Below are 14,300 nucleotides of genomic sequence, written 5' to 3'. Positions count from 1 at the left end.
TGAACGTGGCCCTCATTGTGCAAAAGTACGGCGGCTCGTCCGTCGCCGATGCCGAGAGCATCAAACGCGTCGCCAAGCGCGTGGTCGACACCCGGCGCGCCGGGCACGACGTCGTCGTCGCCGTGAGCGCGATGGGCGACACCACAGACGAGCTGCTCGATCTCGCCGACGAGGTCGCTCCCATCCCCGCGCCGCGCGAGATGGACATGCTGCTCTCCAGCGGAGAGCGCATCTCGATGGCGCTGCTGGCCATGGCGATCCACTCGATGGGGTTCGACGCCCGATCGTTCACGGGCAGCCAGGCCGGCATGATCACCGATGACCATCACGGGTCCGCGCGCATCGTCGACGTGACCCCGGTGCGTCTGCGCGAGGCACTGGATGAGGGGGCGATCGTCATCGTCGCTGGGTTCCAGGGTTTCAACCGCGACACCCGCGACATCACCACGCTCGGCCGCGGCGGGTCCGATACGACGGCGGTCGCGCTCGCCTCGGCGCTCAACGCGGATGTCTGTGAGATCTACAGCGATGTCGACGGCATCTACACCGCCGACCCGCGTGTGATCCCGCGGGCGCAGAAGCTCGACCATGTTTCCAGCGAGGAGATGCTCGAGCTCGCCGCCAACGGCGCGAAGGTGCTGTACATCCGCGCCGTCGAGTTCGCACGCCGCCACGGTGTGCTCATCCACGCGCGCTCGACGTTCTCGTCGGGCGAGGGCACGTACGTTCTGGGCGAGGGCATGAAGAACCCCCGCGAAGCTGAGGGAGAAGTCATGGAAGAACCGATCGTCGCCGGCGTCGCCACAGACAAGGGCCAGGCCAAGATCACCGTGAGCGGTGTGCCGGACGTGCCGGGAAAGGCCGCCGAGATCTTCAAGATCGTGGCGAAGTCGGGTGCGAACGTCGACATGATCGTGCAGAACGTCTCGGCCGCTGCGACCGGCCGTGCCGATATCTCGTTCACCCTGCCCAAGGCGGATGCCTCCGCAGCGCTGAAGGCGTTGGCGGCGGAGCAGACCGAGGTCGGCTTCGATGGCCTCATCCACGACGACCAGATCGGAAAGCTCTCGGTGGTCGGCGCCGGAATGCGCGTGCACTCCGGGGTCTCAGCGACCCTGTTCGAGGCGCTGTCGACCGCGGGCATCAACATCGAGATGATCTCGACCTCCGAGATCCGCATCTCGGTCGTGCTGCGAGACACCGATCTCGCCGACGCCGCCCGTATCGTGCACACCGCGTACGGGCTGGATGCCGATAACGAAGCCGTCGTCCACGCCGGCACCGGCCGCTAGGCAGACGGCTCCGGGATTCGGGCCGCGACGCCGGCCTCAGTAGACTCGCTCACACCCCACCAGGAAGGCCGCACGCAAATGACCCGCATCTCAGATCAAGGACACTCCGTAGCCATCGTCGGCGCCACCGGCCAGGTGGGCACCGTGATGCGCGAGATCATCGCGGAGCGCGCGTTCCCGATCCGCGAGCTGCGGCTGTTCTCGTCGTCCCGCTCTGCGGGCACGGCGATCGATTTCGGCGGCGTCGACGTGATCGTCGAAGACGTCGAGACCGCTGACCCCGCGGGCATCGAGATCGCGCTGTTCTCGGCGGGTGCGACCGCCAGTCGCGCGTATGCCGACCGCTTCGTTGCGGCCGGTGCCGTCGTGATCGACAACTCCAGCGCCTGGCGGGGCGACCCCGAGGTTCCGCTCGTGGTCAGCGAGGTCAACCCGCACGCCATCGATGAGCGCCCCCGCGGCATCATCGCGAACCCGAACTGCACCACCATGGCGATCATGCCGGTCCTCAAGCCGCTCGCCGAGGCGGCCGGGCTCGAGCGTCTCATCGTCTCGACCTATCAGGCGGTGTCGGGGTCGGGCCTCGCGGGCGCCCAAGAACTGCTCGGCCAGGTCGAGGGCGTGCTGGCGCAGGGTGACACGTTGCGGCTCGTGCACGACGGTTCTGCGGTGGACTTCCCCGAGCCCGAGAAGTACGTCGCCCCCATCGCCTTCGATGTCATCCCGCTCGCCGGCTCGATCGTGGATGACGGACTGAATGAGTCCGACGAAGAGAAGAAGCTCCGCAACGAGAGTCGCAAGATTCTCGAGCTGCCCGGGCTCCGTGTCGCGGGCACCTGTGTGCGCGTGCCGGTCTTCACCGGGCATTCGCTTTCGATCCATGCCGAGTTCGCCGACGACATCACCCCCGACCGCGCGCGCGAGATCCTGGCATCCGCTCCCGGCGTCGTCCTCGAAGAGGTTCCCACGCCTCTGTACGCCGCGGGCAAGGACCCGAGCTTCGTCGGGCGTATCCGCGCCGATCAGTCCGCGCCCGAGAACAAGGGGCTCGTGCTGTTCGTCAGCAACGACAACCTTCGCAAGGGCGCGGCGCTGAACGCCGTCCAGGTCGCCGAGCTCGTCGCCGCGCGTCTCCCCGTAGCATCCTGACGCGCGCGGCTGCCCGTCCTCGCCGATCCGTCAGCCCTGCGAGACTGCATTCCGCGGATGAGACCGCGCGGAATCCTGTGCTTCTCGTCCGCGGACTGCAGTCTCGGGCCGGTTCGAGGGGGAGCGGCGGGCGAACTAGGATGGATGGGTGACTGAATCCGTCGACGTCGTCCTCATCGGTGGTGGCATCATGAGCGCCACACTGGGAACTCTGCTGCACGAGCTGCAGCCGGACTGGAAGATCGTCGCCTTCGAGCGGCTGTCCGATGTGGCCCAGGAGAGCTCCAACCCGTGGAACAACGCGGGCACCGGCCATGCCGCCCTCTGCGAGCTGAACTACATGCCGAACACCGGCGACGGGCCGCTCGACCCCGCCAAGGCGGTATCGATCAACGAGCAGTTCCAGCAGAGCCGCCAGTTCTGGTCCTCGCTCATCGCGAAGGGTGTGCTCGACGAACCATCGACGTTCATCAACGCCACCCCGCACATGACGTTCGTGCGCGGCGAGAAGGACGTCGCCTACCTCAAGAAGCGCTACGAGGCGCTCAAGGAGCAGCCGCTGTTCGAGGGCATCGAGTACAGCGAGGACTCCCGCGTCATTAACACGTGGGCGCCCCTGCTCATGCAGAAGCGCCGCAAGGGCGAGCCATTCGCTGCCACGCGTGTGCCGGCCGGTACCGACGTCGACTTCGGTGCGCTCACCCACCAGCTCTTCGACCACCTGGCGGATGCCGGTGTCGAGCTGCGCACGAACCACGAGGTGCGCTCGCTGAAGAAGCAGAAGGACGGCAGCTGGAACATCACGTACCGCAACAGTCTCGGTCATACGCCCGGGCGGATCAACGCGAAGTTCGTCTTCGTCGGTGCTGGCGGCTGGGCTCTGAAGATGCTGCAGCGCGCCGGGATCCCCGAGATCAAGGGGTTCGGCGTGTTCCCGATCGGTGGTCAGTTCCTGAAGACCTCCGCACCCGAAGTCGTCGCTCAGCACAAGGCGAAGGTGTACTCGCAGGCGTCGGTGGGCGCCCCGCCCATGTCGGTACCGCACCTGGACACCCGCGTCGTCGACGGCGAAGCATCGCTGCTGTTCGGTCCGTTCGCAACCTTCAGTCCGAAGTTCCTCAAGAACGGGTCGATGTTCGACATCGTCTCGCAGGTGCGCGCACACAACCTGTGGCCGATGCTCCGGGTCGCCTTCGCGAACCCCGACCTCATCACCTACCTGCTCGGTGAGCTGACCAAGACGCACCGCAAGAAGGTCGACAGCCTGCGGGTTTTCATGCCGACCGCGAAGGACGAGGACTGGACGCTCATCCAGGCCGGTCAGCGCGCCCAGGTGATGAAGAAGGACCCGAAGAAGGGCGGCGTGCTGCAGTTCGGCACCGAGGTCGTCTCGGCGGCAGACGGTTCGATCGCCGGCCTCCTCGGTGCTTCTCCCGGCGCCTCGACGGCCGTGCCGATCATGCTCGGGCTTCTCAAGAGCTGCTTCCCTGAGCAGTACTCTGGATGGGAGCCGGCGCTTCGCGAGCTCATCCCGACCTATGGCGAGAAGCTGAACGAGAACGAAGCCGCAGCCGACGAGTCGATGACCGCGACGGCGAACGCACTCGGCATCGCGAGGTAGCGGCACACCGTGGCGAAGCTCTACTTCCGCTACGGGGCGATGAACTCCGGCAAGTCCACGGCACTGCTGCAGGTCGCATACAACTATGAAGAGCGCGGCCAGCAGGTGCTGCTCGCCAAGCCCGAGATCGATACCAAAGGTGCCGCGCAGATCGAGAGCCGCCTGGGCGTGACCCGCCAGGTCGACTTCTTGATCCCCTCCGGCGGCGACGCGCGCGCCCTGTTCCGGCAGGAACGCGAGCGAATGCGGCAGCGCAGCACGGAGGGACTGATCCCGGCCGATCCCGTCGACGTCGCCTGCCTGCTGGTCGACGAGGCGCAGTTCCTCACCGCGGAGCAGGTCGACGACCTGTTCCGGATCGCGGTGGAGGACGGCATCCCTGTGATGGCCTACGGCATCCGCAACGATTTCCTCACTCACGCGTTCCCCGGCTCTGCGCGGCTGTTGGCGATCGCGCACGCGCTGGAAGAGATGAAGACCATCTGCCGCTGCGGGCGCAAGGCCGTCTTCAACGGCCGCGTCGTCGGCGGAGCGTTCGTCTTCGATGGTGACCAGGTGGCGATCGACGAGGCCGCTGCGGGCGGCGCGACCCCCGACATCATCACCTATGAATCGCTGTGCGGCCACTGCTACCTCGAGGAATCCGGCGGGCGGCTGGGCTGAGGGCGCCCCCTTCGGGTCGCAATCCTCGCCGTTCTGCGCGTCGGATAGCGGCGTGATTCGCGACCTGAGCGGCGTGATTCGTGACCTGAGCGGCGTGATTCGCGACCTGAGCGGCGTGATTCGCGACCTGAGCGGCGTGCTGGCGCGTTTGCGTGGTCTGACCACACGCGATATTCTGTGGTCAGACCACACAGGAGGCCCGATGTCGGAGGAGGCACCGCAGCGCGCGTGGCGCATCGTGCTCGAGCACATCGAGCGCGACCTGCTGGACGGTCGGCTCGGTCCCGGCGACCGGCTTCCCTCTGAACGCGAGCTGTCTGCAGACCTCGGCGTCGGCCGCTCCAGCGTCCGCGAGGCGCTACGCGTGCTCGAGGTCATGGGGCTCATCCGCACCGCGACGGGCTCGGGGCCGGCGTCCGGGGCGATCGTGATCGCTACGCCCTCCGGGGGGCTGGCCGCTCTACTGCGGCTCCAGGTCGCCGCACAGGGCTTCCCACTGACCGATGTCGTACAGACCCGCCTCGTGCTCGAAGACGCGGTCGCAGTGTCACTCGCGGCATCCGAGTCCCGCGATCTCGTCGACGCGCATCGCATCCTCGACGCGATGGACGCCCCTGGCCTCCGTACCGCGGAGTTCCTCGCTCTCGATGCGCAGCTGCATCTGGCCCTGGCCGAGTCCAGCGGCAACACCGTGATCGCGGCGATGATGTCGGGTCTGCGTACGGCGATCGAGTCGTACGTGCTCACCGGAGCCGAGGCGATCGCCGACTGGGATGCCATGGCGTCCCGTCTGCGCGCCGAGCACCGTTCGATCGTTGCGGCCATCGATGCCGGCGACGCGACGACGGCACGCGCACTCGTCAACGCCCACATCGCGGGGTACTACGCCGCCACCGGCCTCACCCCGTCCACCGTCTGATTCCGCACCCGACCGAAAGGAACGCCATGGTCCAGCGCCAGCTGCCCAATCCCGCAGAGCTCCTTGAGCTGATGAAGTTCAAAAAGCCCGAGCTCGACGGTCGGAAGCGCCGCCTCGATGCCGCGCTGACGATCGACGATCTGCGGCGGATCGCCCAGCGGCGCACGCCCAAGGCGGCGTTCGACTACACCGACGGCGCCGCCGAGGGCGAACTGTCGCTCACGCGTGCGCGGCAGGCATTCCAGGATGTCGAGTTCCACCCCGGCATCCTCAAGCCCGCTCCCGACGTCGACACCAGTGTCGAGATCCTGGGCGGCTCCAGTGCTCTGCCGTTCGGTATCGCGCCGACCGGGTTCACGCGGTTGATGCAGACCGAGGGTGAGATCGCCGGGGCCGGGGCCGCTGCTGCAGCGGGTATCCCGTTCACGCTCTCCACACTCGGCACCACGTCGATCGAGGGCGTCAAGGCGGCGAATCCGCACGGGCGCAACTGGTTCCAGCTCTACGTGATGCGCGACCGAGAGATCTCCTACGAGCTCACCCGCCGCGCTGCCGCGGCCGGCTTCGACACCCTGCACTTCACCGTCGACACTCCGGTCGCCGGTGCGCGGCTGCGTGACAAGCGCAACGGCTTCAGCATCCCGCCGCAGCTGACGCTCGGGACGATCATCAACGCCATCCCGCGGCCGTGGTGGTGGTTCGACTTCCTGACCACGCCGAAGCTCGAGTTCGCCTCGCTGAGCACCACCGGCGGCACCGTCGGCGAACTTCTGGATGCTGCGATGGACCCGACCATCAGCTACGACGACCTCGCCGTCATCCGCGACCTGTGGCCCGGAAAGATCGTCATCAAGGGCGTGCAGAACGTCGAAGACTCCGTGCGCCTGAAGGACGCGGGGGTGGACGGCATCGTGCTGTCGAACCACGGCGGTCGGCAGCTCGATCGCGCGCCGATCCCGTTCCACCTGCTGCCCACGGTTCGCCAGGCGGTCGGCGAGGACTTCACCGTCATGATCGACACCGGCATCATGAACGGTGCCGACATCGTCGCATCTGTGGCGCTCGGCGCCGACTTCACCCTGATCGGGCGCGCCTACCTCTACGGCCTGATGGCGGGCGGACGCCAGGGCGTCGACCGCACGATCGACATTCTGCGCACCGAGATCGAGCGCACCATGCGTCTGCTCGGCGTCGCGTCGCTGGCCGAGCTCACCCCGGCGCACGTCACGCAACTGACGCGGCTCGCGCCGGTGAGCATGTCCGAGAAGTTGCGGGTGTAGAGTCCCGCGACCTGCATCTTCCCGGACACATGGCACAGCGCGTCCGGGAAGATGCGGATACGGATCAGACCTGCCGGTCCTCCAGCGTCGGCTGCAGCGTCGGCAGCAGCACGTCGAGCTCATCGGCGGTGTTCTGCCAGTCGGTGACAGCGATCGAAGGCACGCCGAGGGCCAATACAGGGTAGTCATTGCCACCCTCATCGAGACGGTCGCCGTAGAAGAGCATGTCTGCGAGCGGGATGCCGGTGTGCTCGGCGAGAGACGTCATTCCGTGGGCTTTGTCGATGCCGGCACGCGTGATGTCGATCGAGGTTGACCCGCCGGCGCGCACCTCGAGCCCTGGAACCCGGGGGGCGACAGCGTCGCGCAGGCGGAGGCGCTTCTCGCCGGAGGGATCCCAGGCGTGCTTGGCGTCACCGGGAGCCTGCTGTCCGAGGGCCGAGAACGTGATCTGTGACCCGCGATCCTCGAGGATCTCTCCCCACGGGTTCGGCTCCCACAGACCCAGCCGCTCGGCCTCCTCGCGGAGCGCCCGCAGTGCCGCAGACTTCTCCTCGTCGGAGAGATCGTGAGCGTAGACGGGAGCGAAGTCGTCGCCGTCGTGACGCAGATAGCGCGTGCCGCAGGTGGGCAGCAGGTGCAGACGTGACAGCTGCGCAGCATCCGCATCGCCGAGCTGAGCGATGACCTGCGAACGGAACTGCGCCTCGTTGCCACCCGAGATGATGGCGACGTCGACGACGCGCAGCAGGGCACGCAGCTGGGCGGCGATGCGTGGGTCGATCGCACTCTTGGATGCTGCGAGAGTGTCATCGAGGTCGAAAGCGACCAGTCGTGGGGGCTTCGGGTGAGGGGCAGTCTGACGCGACGCAGTCATGATCTCTCCAGGATATGAAGAAGGCCGCCCCGGAGGGCGACCTTCATGCAAACGTCGGGGTGACAGGATTTGAACCTGCGGCCTCTTCGTCCCGAACGAAGCGCGCTACCAAGCTGCGCCACACCCCGTTGCAACCGTTCGAGTCTACCCCGAAACGCGTGGCGCGCCGAATCGGCGACGGGCCGTGGTCAGGCGGGCGTGTCCGTCGCGGTCAGCGTCAGCAAGGTCGCCTCAGGACGGCATGCGAAACGCACCGGCGCGTAGATCGAGTGCCCGCATCCGGCGCTGACGTTCAGCGGGATGCTGCGCCCGCCGTGCGTCCACGTGCTCAAGCCCTTGGCCTGCTTCAGGGGAATGTCGCAGTTCGCGACGATGGTGCCGTAGAACGGCAGACAGACCTGCCCGCCGTGCGTGTGACCGCCGAAGATCGCCTGCGCGCCGAGGTCGGTGAACCTGTTCAGCACACGCTGATACGGCGCGTGGGTGACCCCGAGCACGGGGGTGCCGGCATCCCGAGCGCCGAGCGCCGCGATCGACTCGGGGAGCACATCGAGGTCGTCCCAGTCGCGGTGCGCATCGTTGACACCGAAGAAGTCGATATCGCGATCGCCGACCCGCAGGCGTGCGGCGGCGTTGTTGAGGTCTGCCCAGCCGAGCTCGTCCCCGAGGAAGCGGTCGAGCCCCGCCGTGTCGAGACGCTCCGGCCGGGTGTGTCGTTTCGAGGGGCCGGCCAGGTAGCGGAGTGGATTGCGGGGCGTGGGGCCGTGCACGTCATTGGAGCCGTGGACGAAGACTCCCGGAGTGCCCGCGAACGGTTCGAACGCGCGACGGACGGCGCCGAGCCCATCGCTGTGACCGAGGTTGTCGCCGGTATTGACGACGAGGTCGGGCTCGAGGTCGGCCAGCGACGCGAGCCACGCCTGCTTTCGCCCCTGCCACGGGGCCATATGCGCGTCAGAGACGTGCAGCACGCGGATCGGAGCCGAACCGACGGGAAGCGCCGCAGCGGAGACCTCGCGAAGCGTGAACAGGTAGCGCTCTATCCCGACTCCCCAGACGGTGCATGCCGCGCCGACGGTCGCCGCTGCGCCGAGCGCGATGCGGACCGGACGGGTGGCCCGCCCGGTCAATCGCCGCCCGCGCAGATCACGGTGACCTTCGAGTCCGGCTTCGCCGACCCTCCACTGGGATTCTGCGCGATGACTTCGTCGCCGCCGGAGCAGTTCTTCTCGTCGACAGAGAATCCGGCTGATTCGATCGCCTGCTTCGCCTGCGAGTACTTCGAACCGACGACATCCGGGACGTCTGCGGCCTTCGGCTTTCCGTTGCTCGGCGAGAGCGTGACGGTCGTGCCGCTGGTGACCTGACCGGCTCCGGGGTTCTGCTCGGCGACCTGGTCCTTCGGCAGGTCGCTGTCGACGGGTTTTCCGACGTTCACCCCGAATCCTGCCGCCTGGAGTGTGCTGGTCGCGTCGGCGACCGACTGTCCGACAACGCTCGGAAGGTCGATCAGTACGCGGCGCGTGAGGTTGTCGTCCGGCGGCGGGAAAGCCTCGCCGCCGAGCAGAGCGTTCGCGGCGGCCTGCATGTCACGGGCGACGTCGTACCGGATATTCTGCAGCGGATTGCCGTTGTACCACTGCCCCCAGATAGAGGCGTCGCCCTTCCAGCGGCCGATGTAGACGGCGGTGGCGGCGTTGGTGCTGGACTCGATCATCATCGTGCCGTACTCGTTGTGCGAGCCGGTCTTGCCGATGAGCGGCGTGCCGTCCCAGGGGTTGGCGGCAGAACCGGTTCCACCGCTGTCCATGACGCCCTGCAACGCGTATGCGGCAGTCGCCGCGACCTCCTGCGGAATCACCTGGGTGCAGGAAGCGTCGGGGAGGGGAAGCTCCTCACCCTTCTGCGTGACGACGCGGTCGATCGCGCGGGGCTCGCAGTGGATGCCCTTGTTCGCCACCGTGGCGTACGCCCCGGCCATGTCGAGGGGGGAGATGTACTTCGAACCGAGAACGTCGAAGGGAACGTTCTGATCGGTGGTCTTGCCGCCGTTGCCGAGGTTCACACCCATCCGGTCGGCGACCTTGTTGATGTCGCAGAGATCGAGCTCGGACGCCATAGCGAAGTAGCCGGAGTTCAGCGAGTCCCTGGTGAAGCGCATGGGGGAGTCCGTGTACCCGCCTCCGCCGCCGAAGTTGCCGACGTCGTTGGTGTTGAAGTCCCAGTACCCTCCGTCGCAGGAGGCCGTCATCGGCATCGTGCGGTTGCTTCCATTGAGCGTTTCATTTACCGAGTGACCGGTCTCGAGCCAGTCGATCAGTGTGAAGAGCTTGTAGGCCGAGCCGACTGGCATACCCGAAGAGCCGCCGTGCGCGGCATCAGAGGCGAACACGAGGCTGGTGTAGGCCTGATCGTCGCTCTCGGTCTCGCGGAAGGCCGTGTTCTGGGTCATCGCGAGGATGCGACCCGTGGACGGCTCGACCGTGACGCCGGCGCCGCCGAAGTACTGGCTGTCGAAGTTGGAGGGCACCCGACTGTGCATGGCCTCGATCGAGGGACCCTGCACGCGCATGTCGAGCGTGGTGTAGATCTCCAGACCATCGCGGTAGAGGGCCTTCGTGCGCTCCTGCACGGTGTCGCCGAATGCCGGATCGCTGAGGACGCTCGTCTTCACGTACTGGCAGAAGTACGCGTTGCTCACAGCGGCAGCGCAGCCCTGCGCCGGCTGGGTGAGCTCGGGCGTGATCGGCGAAGCATCCGCCTTGTCGAACTGCTCCTGGGTGATCTTGCCGTCGGCGAGCATGCGGGTGAGCACGTAGTCGCGGCGCTTCAGAGTGAGACTGTACCCGTCCTCCGCCGAGTTGACGGCGTTGCCGTCCTTGTCAGTCGACGTACCGCCTTCTCTGTCGATGCGGTACGTGTTCGGGTTCTGCACGATGCCCGCGAGCGTCGCGGCCTGCGCGACAGTGAGCTTTGCAGCCGTCGTGCTGAAGTAGTAGTTCGCCGCGGCCTCGATGCCGTAGACGGTGCCGCCGAAGCTGGCGATGTTGAGGTAGCCGAGCAGGATCTCGTTCTTCGAGTAGTCCTTCTCGATCTGGATCGCGTACCGCATTTCCTGCAGTTTGCGCTCGATGCCGTCGACTCCGGTGGCGTTCGTGGCGTCGAGCCAGCACTGCTCGATGTCGTCGGCGTAGTTCTCTGCACCGGGCAGCACGCCCTGCTCGCAGCGCTGGACGAGCACGTTCTTGACGTACTGCTGGCTGACCGTCGACGCACCGCGGGTCGACGTACCGCGCACGTTGTCGATCAGCGCCTTGGCGGTGGCCCCGACGTTGATGCCGCCGTGCTCGTAGAAGTCCTTGTCCTCACTGGAGAGGATCGCGTCGTAGACGACCGGGTTGACCTGGTCGAACGTGACCGGAGTACGGTTCTGATCGAAGAACGATGCCATCTCGAACGGCTCACCGTCTTCGCCGGTGCCGTAGATCCGGCTCGGCTCCATCGGTGCGTCGATCTCGAGGTAGGACGGCAGCTTCTCGAACAGGTCGAGGGCCTGCGACCCGGCGGCACCGGCGACGGCAAGGGCGGGGGTGACCGTTGCGGTCACCAGGATTCCGGCGATGGCACTGAGGCCGACCAGGCCGAGCAGTCCGCCGAGCACACCTGTCGTCGTGCGATTCTTCAGAGGCATACGCTAGATCGTAGGGGAGTTCCCTGAATACCGGCTTTGACGATCGGCGCGCCGACCGTCGTCGCCGTCCGCTACGACGACCAGGAGTGTCATGACCACGTGGGAATATGTGACCACCCCGCTGCTGATCCACAATACGGCCGCGATCCTCAACAACTGGGGCAAGCAGGGCTGGGAGCTGGTGCAGGTGGTGCAGGGGCCGGAAGGCGGGCCTGTCGCCTACTTCAAGCGTCCGGTGTCGGATGACGGCTCGAACAGCGCCGGCCTCGCCGCGGCCGCAGAAGCGTCGCGCCAGTTCGACGGCGATACGGTATGACCGTCACCGCCCGCCTGGAAGAACTCGGCATCGAACTGCCCGAGGTCGCCGCGCCCGTCGCGTCGTACGTGCCGGCAGTGCTGCACGGCGGACTTGTCTACACGTCCGGCCAGCTCCCGTTCGCTTCGGGCGCCCTGCCGGCGACCGGCAAGGTCGGAGCCGAGGTCACGGCTGAGGACGCCAATGCCCACGCGCGAACCTGCGCGCTGAACGCGCTGGCCGCGGCCGCGGCTGCGGCGGGCGGCGTCGAGAAGATCGGCGGGGTCCTGCGGGTGGGCGGCTTCGTCGCATCCGCCCCCTCGTTCACCGGTCAGCCCGGCGTCATCAACGGCGCCAGCGAGGTGCTCGGTGAGATCTTCAGGGATGCCGGTCGGCATGCCCGTGCGGCCGTCGGCGTCGCCGTGCTGCCGCTGGACAGCCCGGTCGAGGTCGAGGTCACGTTCGTCCTGGCGTAAGCGAGAAGGCTTCGCGCCTACGCCAGGACGAAGCGATTACTTCACCTGGGCGGAGATGATGCTCATCACGGCAGTGTCAGCCAGTGTCGTGGTGTCGCCGACCTCACGGCCCTCGGCGACATCGCGCAGCAGACGACGCATGATCTTGCCCGAGCGGGTCTTTGGCAGTTCGCCGACGATGTAGACATCGCGCGGGCGGGCGATCGCACCGATCTGTTCGGCGACCCAGCTGCGCAGCTGCGTCGCGAGCCCGGCAGGCTCGTGGGCTGCGAGGTAGCTCTCCTTGATGATGACGAACGCGACGACGGCCTGGCCGGTAGTCTCGTCCGATGCGCCGACCACCGCGGCCTCGGCCGTGGACTCATGCGCGACCAGTGACGACTCGATCTCGGCGGTCGAGAGCCGGTGGCCGGAGACGTTCATGACGTCGTCCACGCGCCCGAGCAGCCAGAGATCGCCGTCGGCGTCGAGGCGAGCGCCGTCACCGGCGAAGTAGTAGCCCTGGTCTTCGAACTTCTCCCAGTAGGTCTCCTTGTAGCGCTCCGGGTCGCCCCAGATGCCGCGCAGCATACTGGGCCACGGCTCGGTCACCACCAGCAGACCGCCATTGCCGTTGCCCACCTCGCTGCCCGTCTCGTCGACGACATCGATCGAGACGCCGGGCAGCGGCGTCTGCGCCGACCCCGGCTTGGTCGCCGTGACGCCGGGGAGCGGGGACACCATGATCGCCCCGGTCTCGGTCTGCCACCAGGTGTCGACGATCGGAGTCTTGTCTCCGCCGATGACCTCGCGGTACCACATCCACGCCTCGGGGTTGATGGGCTCGCCCACCGAGCCGAGCAGGCGGATCGACGACAGATCGAACTTCTGCGGGATCGCTCGGCCGGTCTTCATGAACGAGCGGATCGCGGTCGGCGCGGTGTAGAAGATGCTCACGCCGTACTTCTGGATGATCTCCCACCAGCGGCCGGGGTGCGGGGTGTCCGGGGTGCCCTCATACAGCACCTGGGTGGCGCCGTTCGCGAGCGGGCCGTAGGTCACGTAGGTGTGCCCGGTGACCCAGCCGATGTCGGCTGTGCACCAGAACACGTCGGTCTCGGGCTTCAGATCGAATACGTTCCGGTGCGTGTACGCCGCCTGCGTGAGGTAACCGCCGGAGGTGTGCAGGATGCCCTTCGGCTTACCCGTGGTGCCGGAGGTGTAGAGGATGAACAGCGGATTCTCGGCGGGGAACGGCTGTGCGACGTGGTCCGCGGATGCCGCGGGCACGGCCTCGTGCCACCACAGGTCGCGGCCTTCGACCCAGTCGACGTCGTTCTCGCCGCGCTTGACGACGAGGACATGCTCGACGGTCTGCTGCGCTCCGTAGCGCTCATCGCTGAGAGCCTGATCGACCGCGGGCTTCAGCGGAGAGACCTTGCCCTTGCGGTAGCTGCCGTCGGCGGTGATGACGACCTTCGCGCCGGCGTCATCGATGCGCGAGCGGAGGCTGTCGGCGCTGAATCCGCCGAAGACGACCGAATGGATGGCGCCCAACCGTGCGACGGCCAGCATTGAGGCGACGGCCTCCGGGATCATCGGCAGGTAGATGGCCACGCGGTCGCCGGTGCCGACGCCGAGATCCTCGAGGACGTTGGCGACGCGCTTGACCTCGTCGGTGAGCTCGGCGTAGGTGATGCGGCGTTCGTCGCCGGGTTCCCCTTCCCACAGCAGCGCCACGCGATCGCCGTTGCCCGCTTCGACGTGACGGTCGAGGCAGTTGTAGGCGACGTTCAGCTCGCCATCGTCGAACCATTTGGCGAACGGCGGAGTCGACCAGTCGAGCACCTGCGTGAAGGGCTTGTGCCAGTGCAGCAGTTCGCGCGCCTGGTCACCCCAGAATCCTTCACGATCAGCCGCGGCTCGTTCGTAGAGGTCGGGCTTCGCGACGGCGGCGGCGGCGAATTCCTCGGCGGGCGGGAACTGCCGGGTCTCGTCGAGGAGGTGGTCGATCTGGCTGCTCATGGCATGCGCTCCTTTGCGGCGGGACGGATCGTG

The 14,300-nt window shown here is 67.2% G+C and carries 12 protein-coding genes and 1 tRNA gene; 8 read left to right on the top strand and 5 right to left on the bottom strand.

The genetic code is table 11. The features are described 5' to 3' along the window. The first annotated feature begins 5 nt into the window (after positions 1-5). From ACTICP_RS02100 to ACTICP_RS02075, 6 genes are all read left to right on the top strand, one after another. Positions 6-1,292 carry an aspartate kinase gene (locus ACTICP_RS02100; RefSeq protein WP_441889029.1) on the top strand — a complete coding sequence of 429 codons (1,287 nt, stop codon included), beginning with the start codon at positions 6-8 and terminating at the stop codon, positions 1,290-1,292. A gap of 78 nt (positions 1,293-1,370) precedes the next feature. Then, the gene (locus ACTICP_RS02095) at positions 1,371-2,441 is read left to right on the top strand and encodes an aspartate-semialdehyde dehydrogenase (RefSeq protein ID WP_441889027.1); all 1,071 of its coding nucleotides are present in this window, start codon (positions 1,371-1,373) and stop codon (positions 2,439-2,441) included. Between the two features lie 148 nt (positions 2,442-2,589). After that, positions 2,590-4,062, top strand: a complete 1,473-nt coding sequence (locus ACTICP_RS02090) for a malate:quinone oxidoreductase (protein WP_441889025.1) — start codon at positions 2,590-2,592, stop codon at positions 4,060-4,062. 9 nt (positions 4,063-4,071) lie between these two features. Beyond that, positions 4,072-4,725 carry a thymidine kinase gene (locus tag ACTICP_RS02085; RefSeq protein ID WP_441889024.1) on the top strand — a complete coding sequence of 218 codons (654 nt, stop codon included), beginning with the start codon at positions 4,072-4,074 and terminating at the stop codon, positions 4,723-4,725. A 202-nt stretch (positions 4,726-4,927) separates the two neighbouring features. Beyond that, positions 4,928-5,644: a FadR/GntR family transcriptional regulator gene (locus ACTICP_RS02080; RefSeq protein WP_441889022.1), complete on the top strand. Its 717-nt coding sequence runs from the start codon at positions 4,928-4,930 to the stop codon at positions 5,642-5,644. Between the two features lie 26 nt (positions 5,645-5,670). Further along, the gene (locus ACTICP_RS02075; protein WP_441889020.1) at positions 5,671-6,924 is read left to right on the top strand and encodes an alpha-hydroxy acid oxidase; all 1,254 of its coding nucleotides are present in this window, start codon (positions 5,671-5,673) and stop codon (positions 6,922-6,924) included. A 64-nt stretch (positions 6,925-6,988) separates the two neighbouring features. Here the strand turns inward: ACTICP_RS02075 and ACTICP_RS02070 are convergent, their stop codons facing one another. From ACTICP_RS02070 to ACTICP_RS02055, 4 genes are all read right to left on the bottom strand, one after another. Next, positions 6,989-7,801, bottom strand: coding sequence for an HAD-IIB family hydrolase (locus tag ACTICP_RS02070; RefSeq protein WP_441889018.1), 813 nt, complete (start codon positions 7,799-7,801; stop codon positions 6,989-6,991). A gap of 54 nt (positions 7,802-7,855) precedes the next feature. After that, positions 7,856-7,929: transfer RNA gene (locus tag ACTICP_RS02065), tRNA-Pro, on the bottom strand. 60 nt (positions 7,930-7,989) lie between these two features. Beyond that, on the bottom strand, positions 7,990-8,931 hold the full coding sequence (locus ACTICP_RS02060; protein WP_441889016.1) for a metallophosphoesterase: 942 nt from the start codon (positions 8,929-8,931) through the stop codon (positions 7,990-7,992). Next, complete coding sequence (locus ACTICP_RS02055) at positions 8,928-11,492, bottom strand: transglycosylase domain-containing protein (RefSeq protein ID WP_441889014.1); 2,565 nt, start codon at positions 11,490-11,492, stop codon at positions 8,928-8,930. The genes ACTICP_RS02060 and ACTICP_RS02055 overlap by 4 nt, the downstream gene beginning before the upstream one ends. A 91-nt stretch (positions 11,493-11,583) precedes the next feature. Between ACTICP_RS02055 and ACTICP_RS02050 the strand changes: the two genes are divergently transcribed. Next, a complete protein-coding gene (locus ACTICP_RS02050) occupies positions 11,584-11,808 on the top strand; it encodes a hypothetical protein (RefSeq protein ID WP_441889012.1) in 225 nt (74 codons plus the stop codon). Next, on the top strand, positions 11,805-12,263 hold the full coding sequence (locus ACTICP_RS02045; RefSeq protein ID WP_441889010.1) for a RidA family protein: 459 nt from the start codon (positions 11,805-11,807) through the stop codon (positions 12,261-12,263). Before ACTICP_RS02050 ends, ACTICP_RS02045 begins: the two co-directional genes overlap by 4 nt. Positions 12,264-12,299: 36 nt before the next feature. Here the strand turns inward: ACTICP_RS02045 and acs are convergent, their stop codons facing one another. Beyond that, positions 12,300-14,267: an acetate--CoA ligase gene (gene acs / locus ACTICP_RS02040; RefSeq protein WP_441889008.1), complete on the bottom strand. Its 1,968-nt coding sequence runs from the start codon at positions 14,265-14,267 to the stop codon at positions 12,300-12,302. Positions 14,268-14,300 lie beyond the last annotated feature (33 nt).

The organism is Microbacterium sp. (assembly GCF_052102115.1).
Classification (GTDB): domain Bacteria; phylum Actinomycetota; class Actinomycetes; order Actinomycetales; family Microbacteriaceae; genus Microbacterium.
This window is presented reverse-complemented; position numbering and strand designations above follow the sequence as displayed.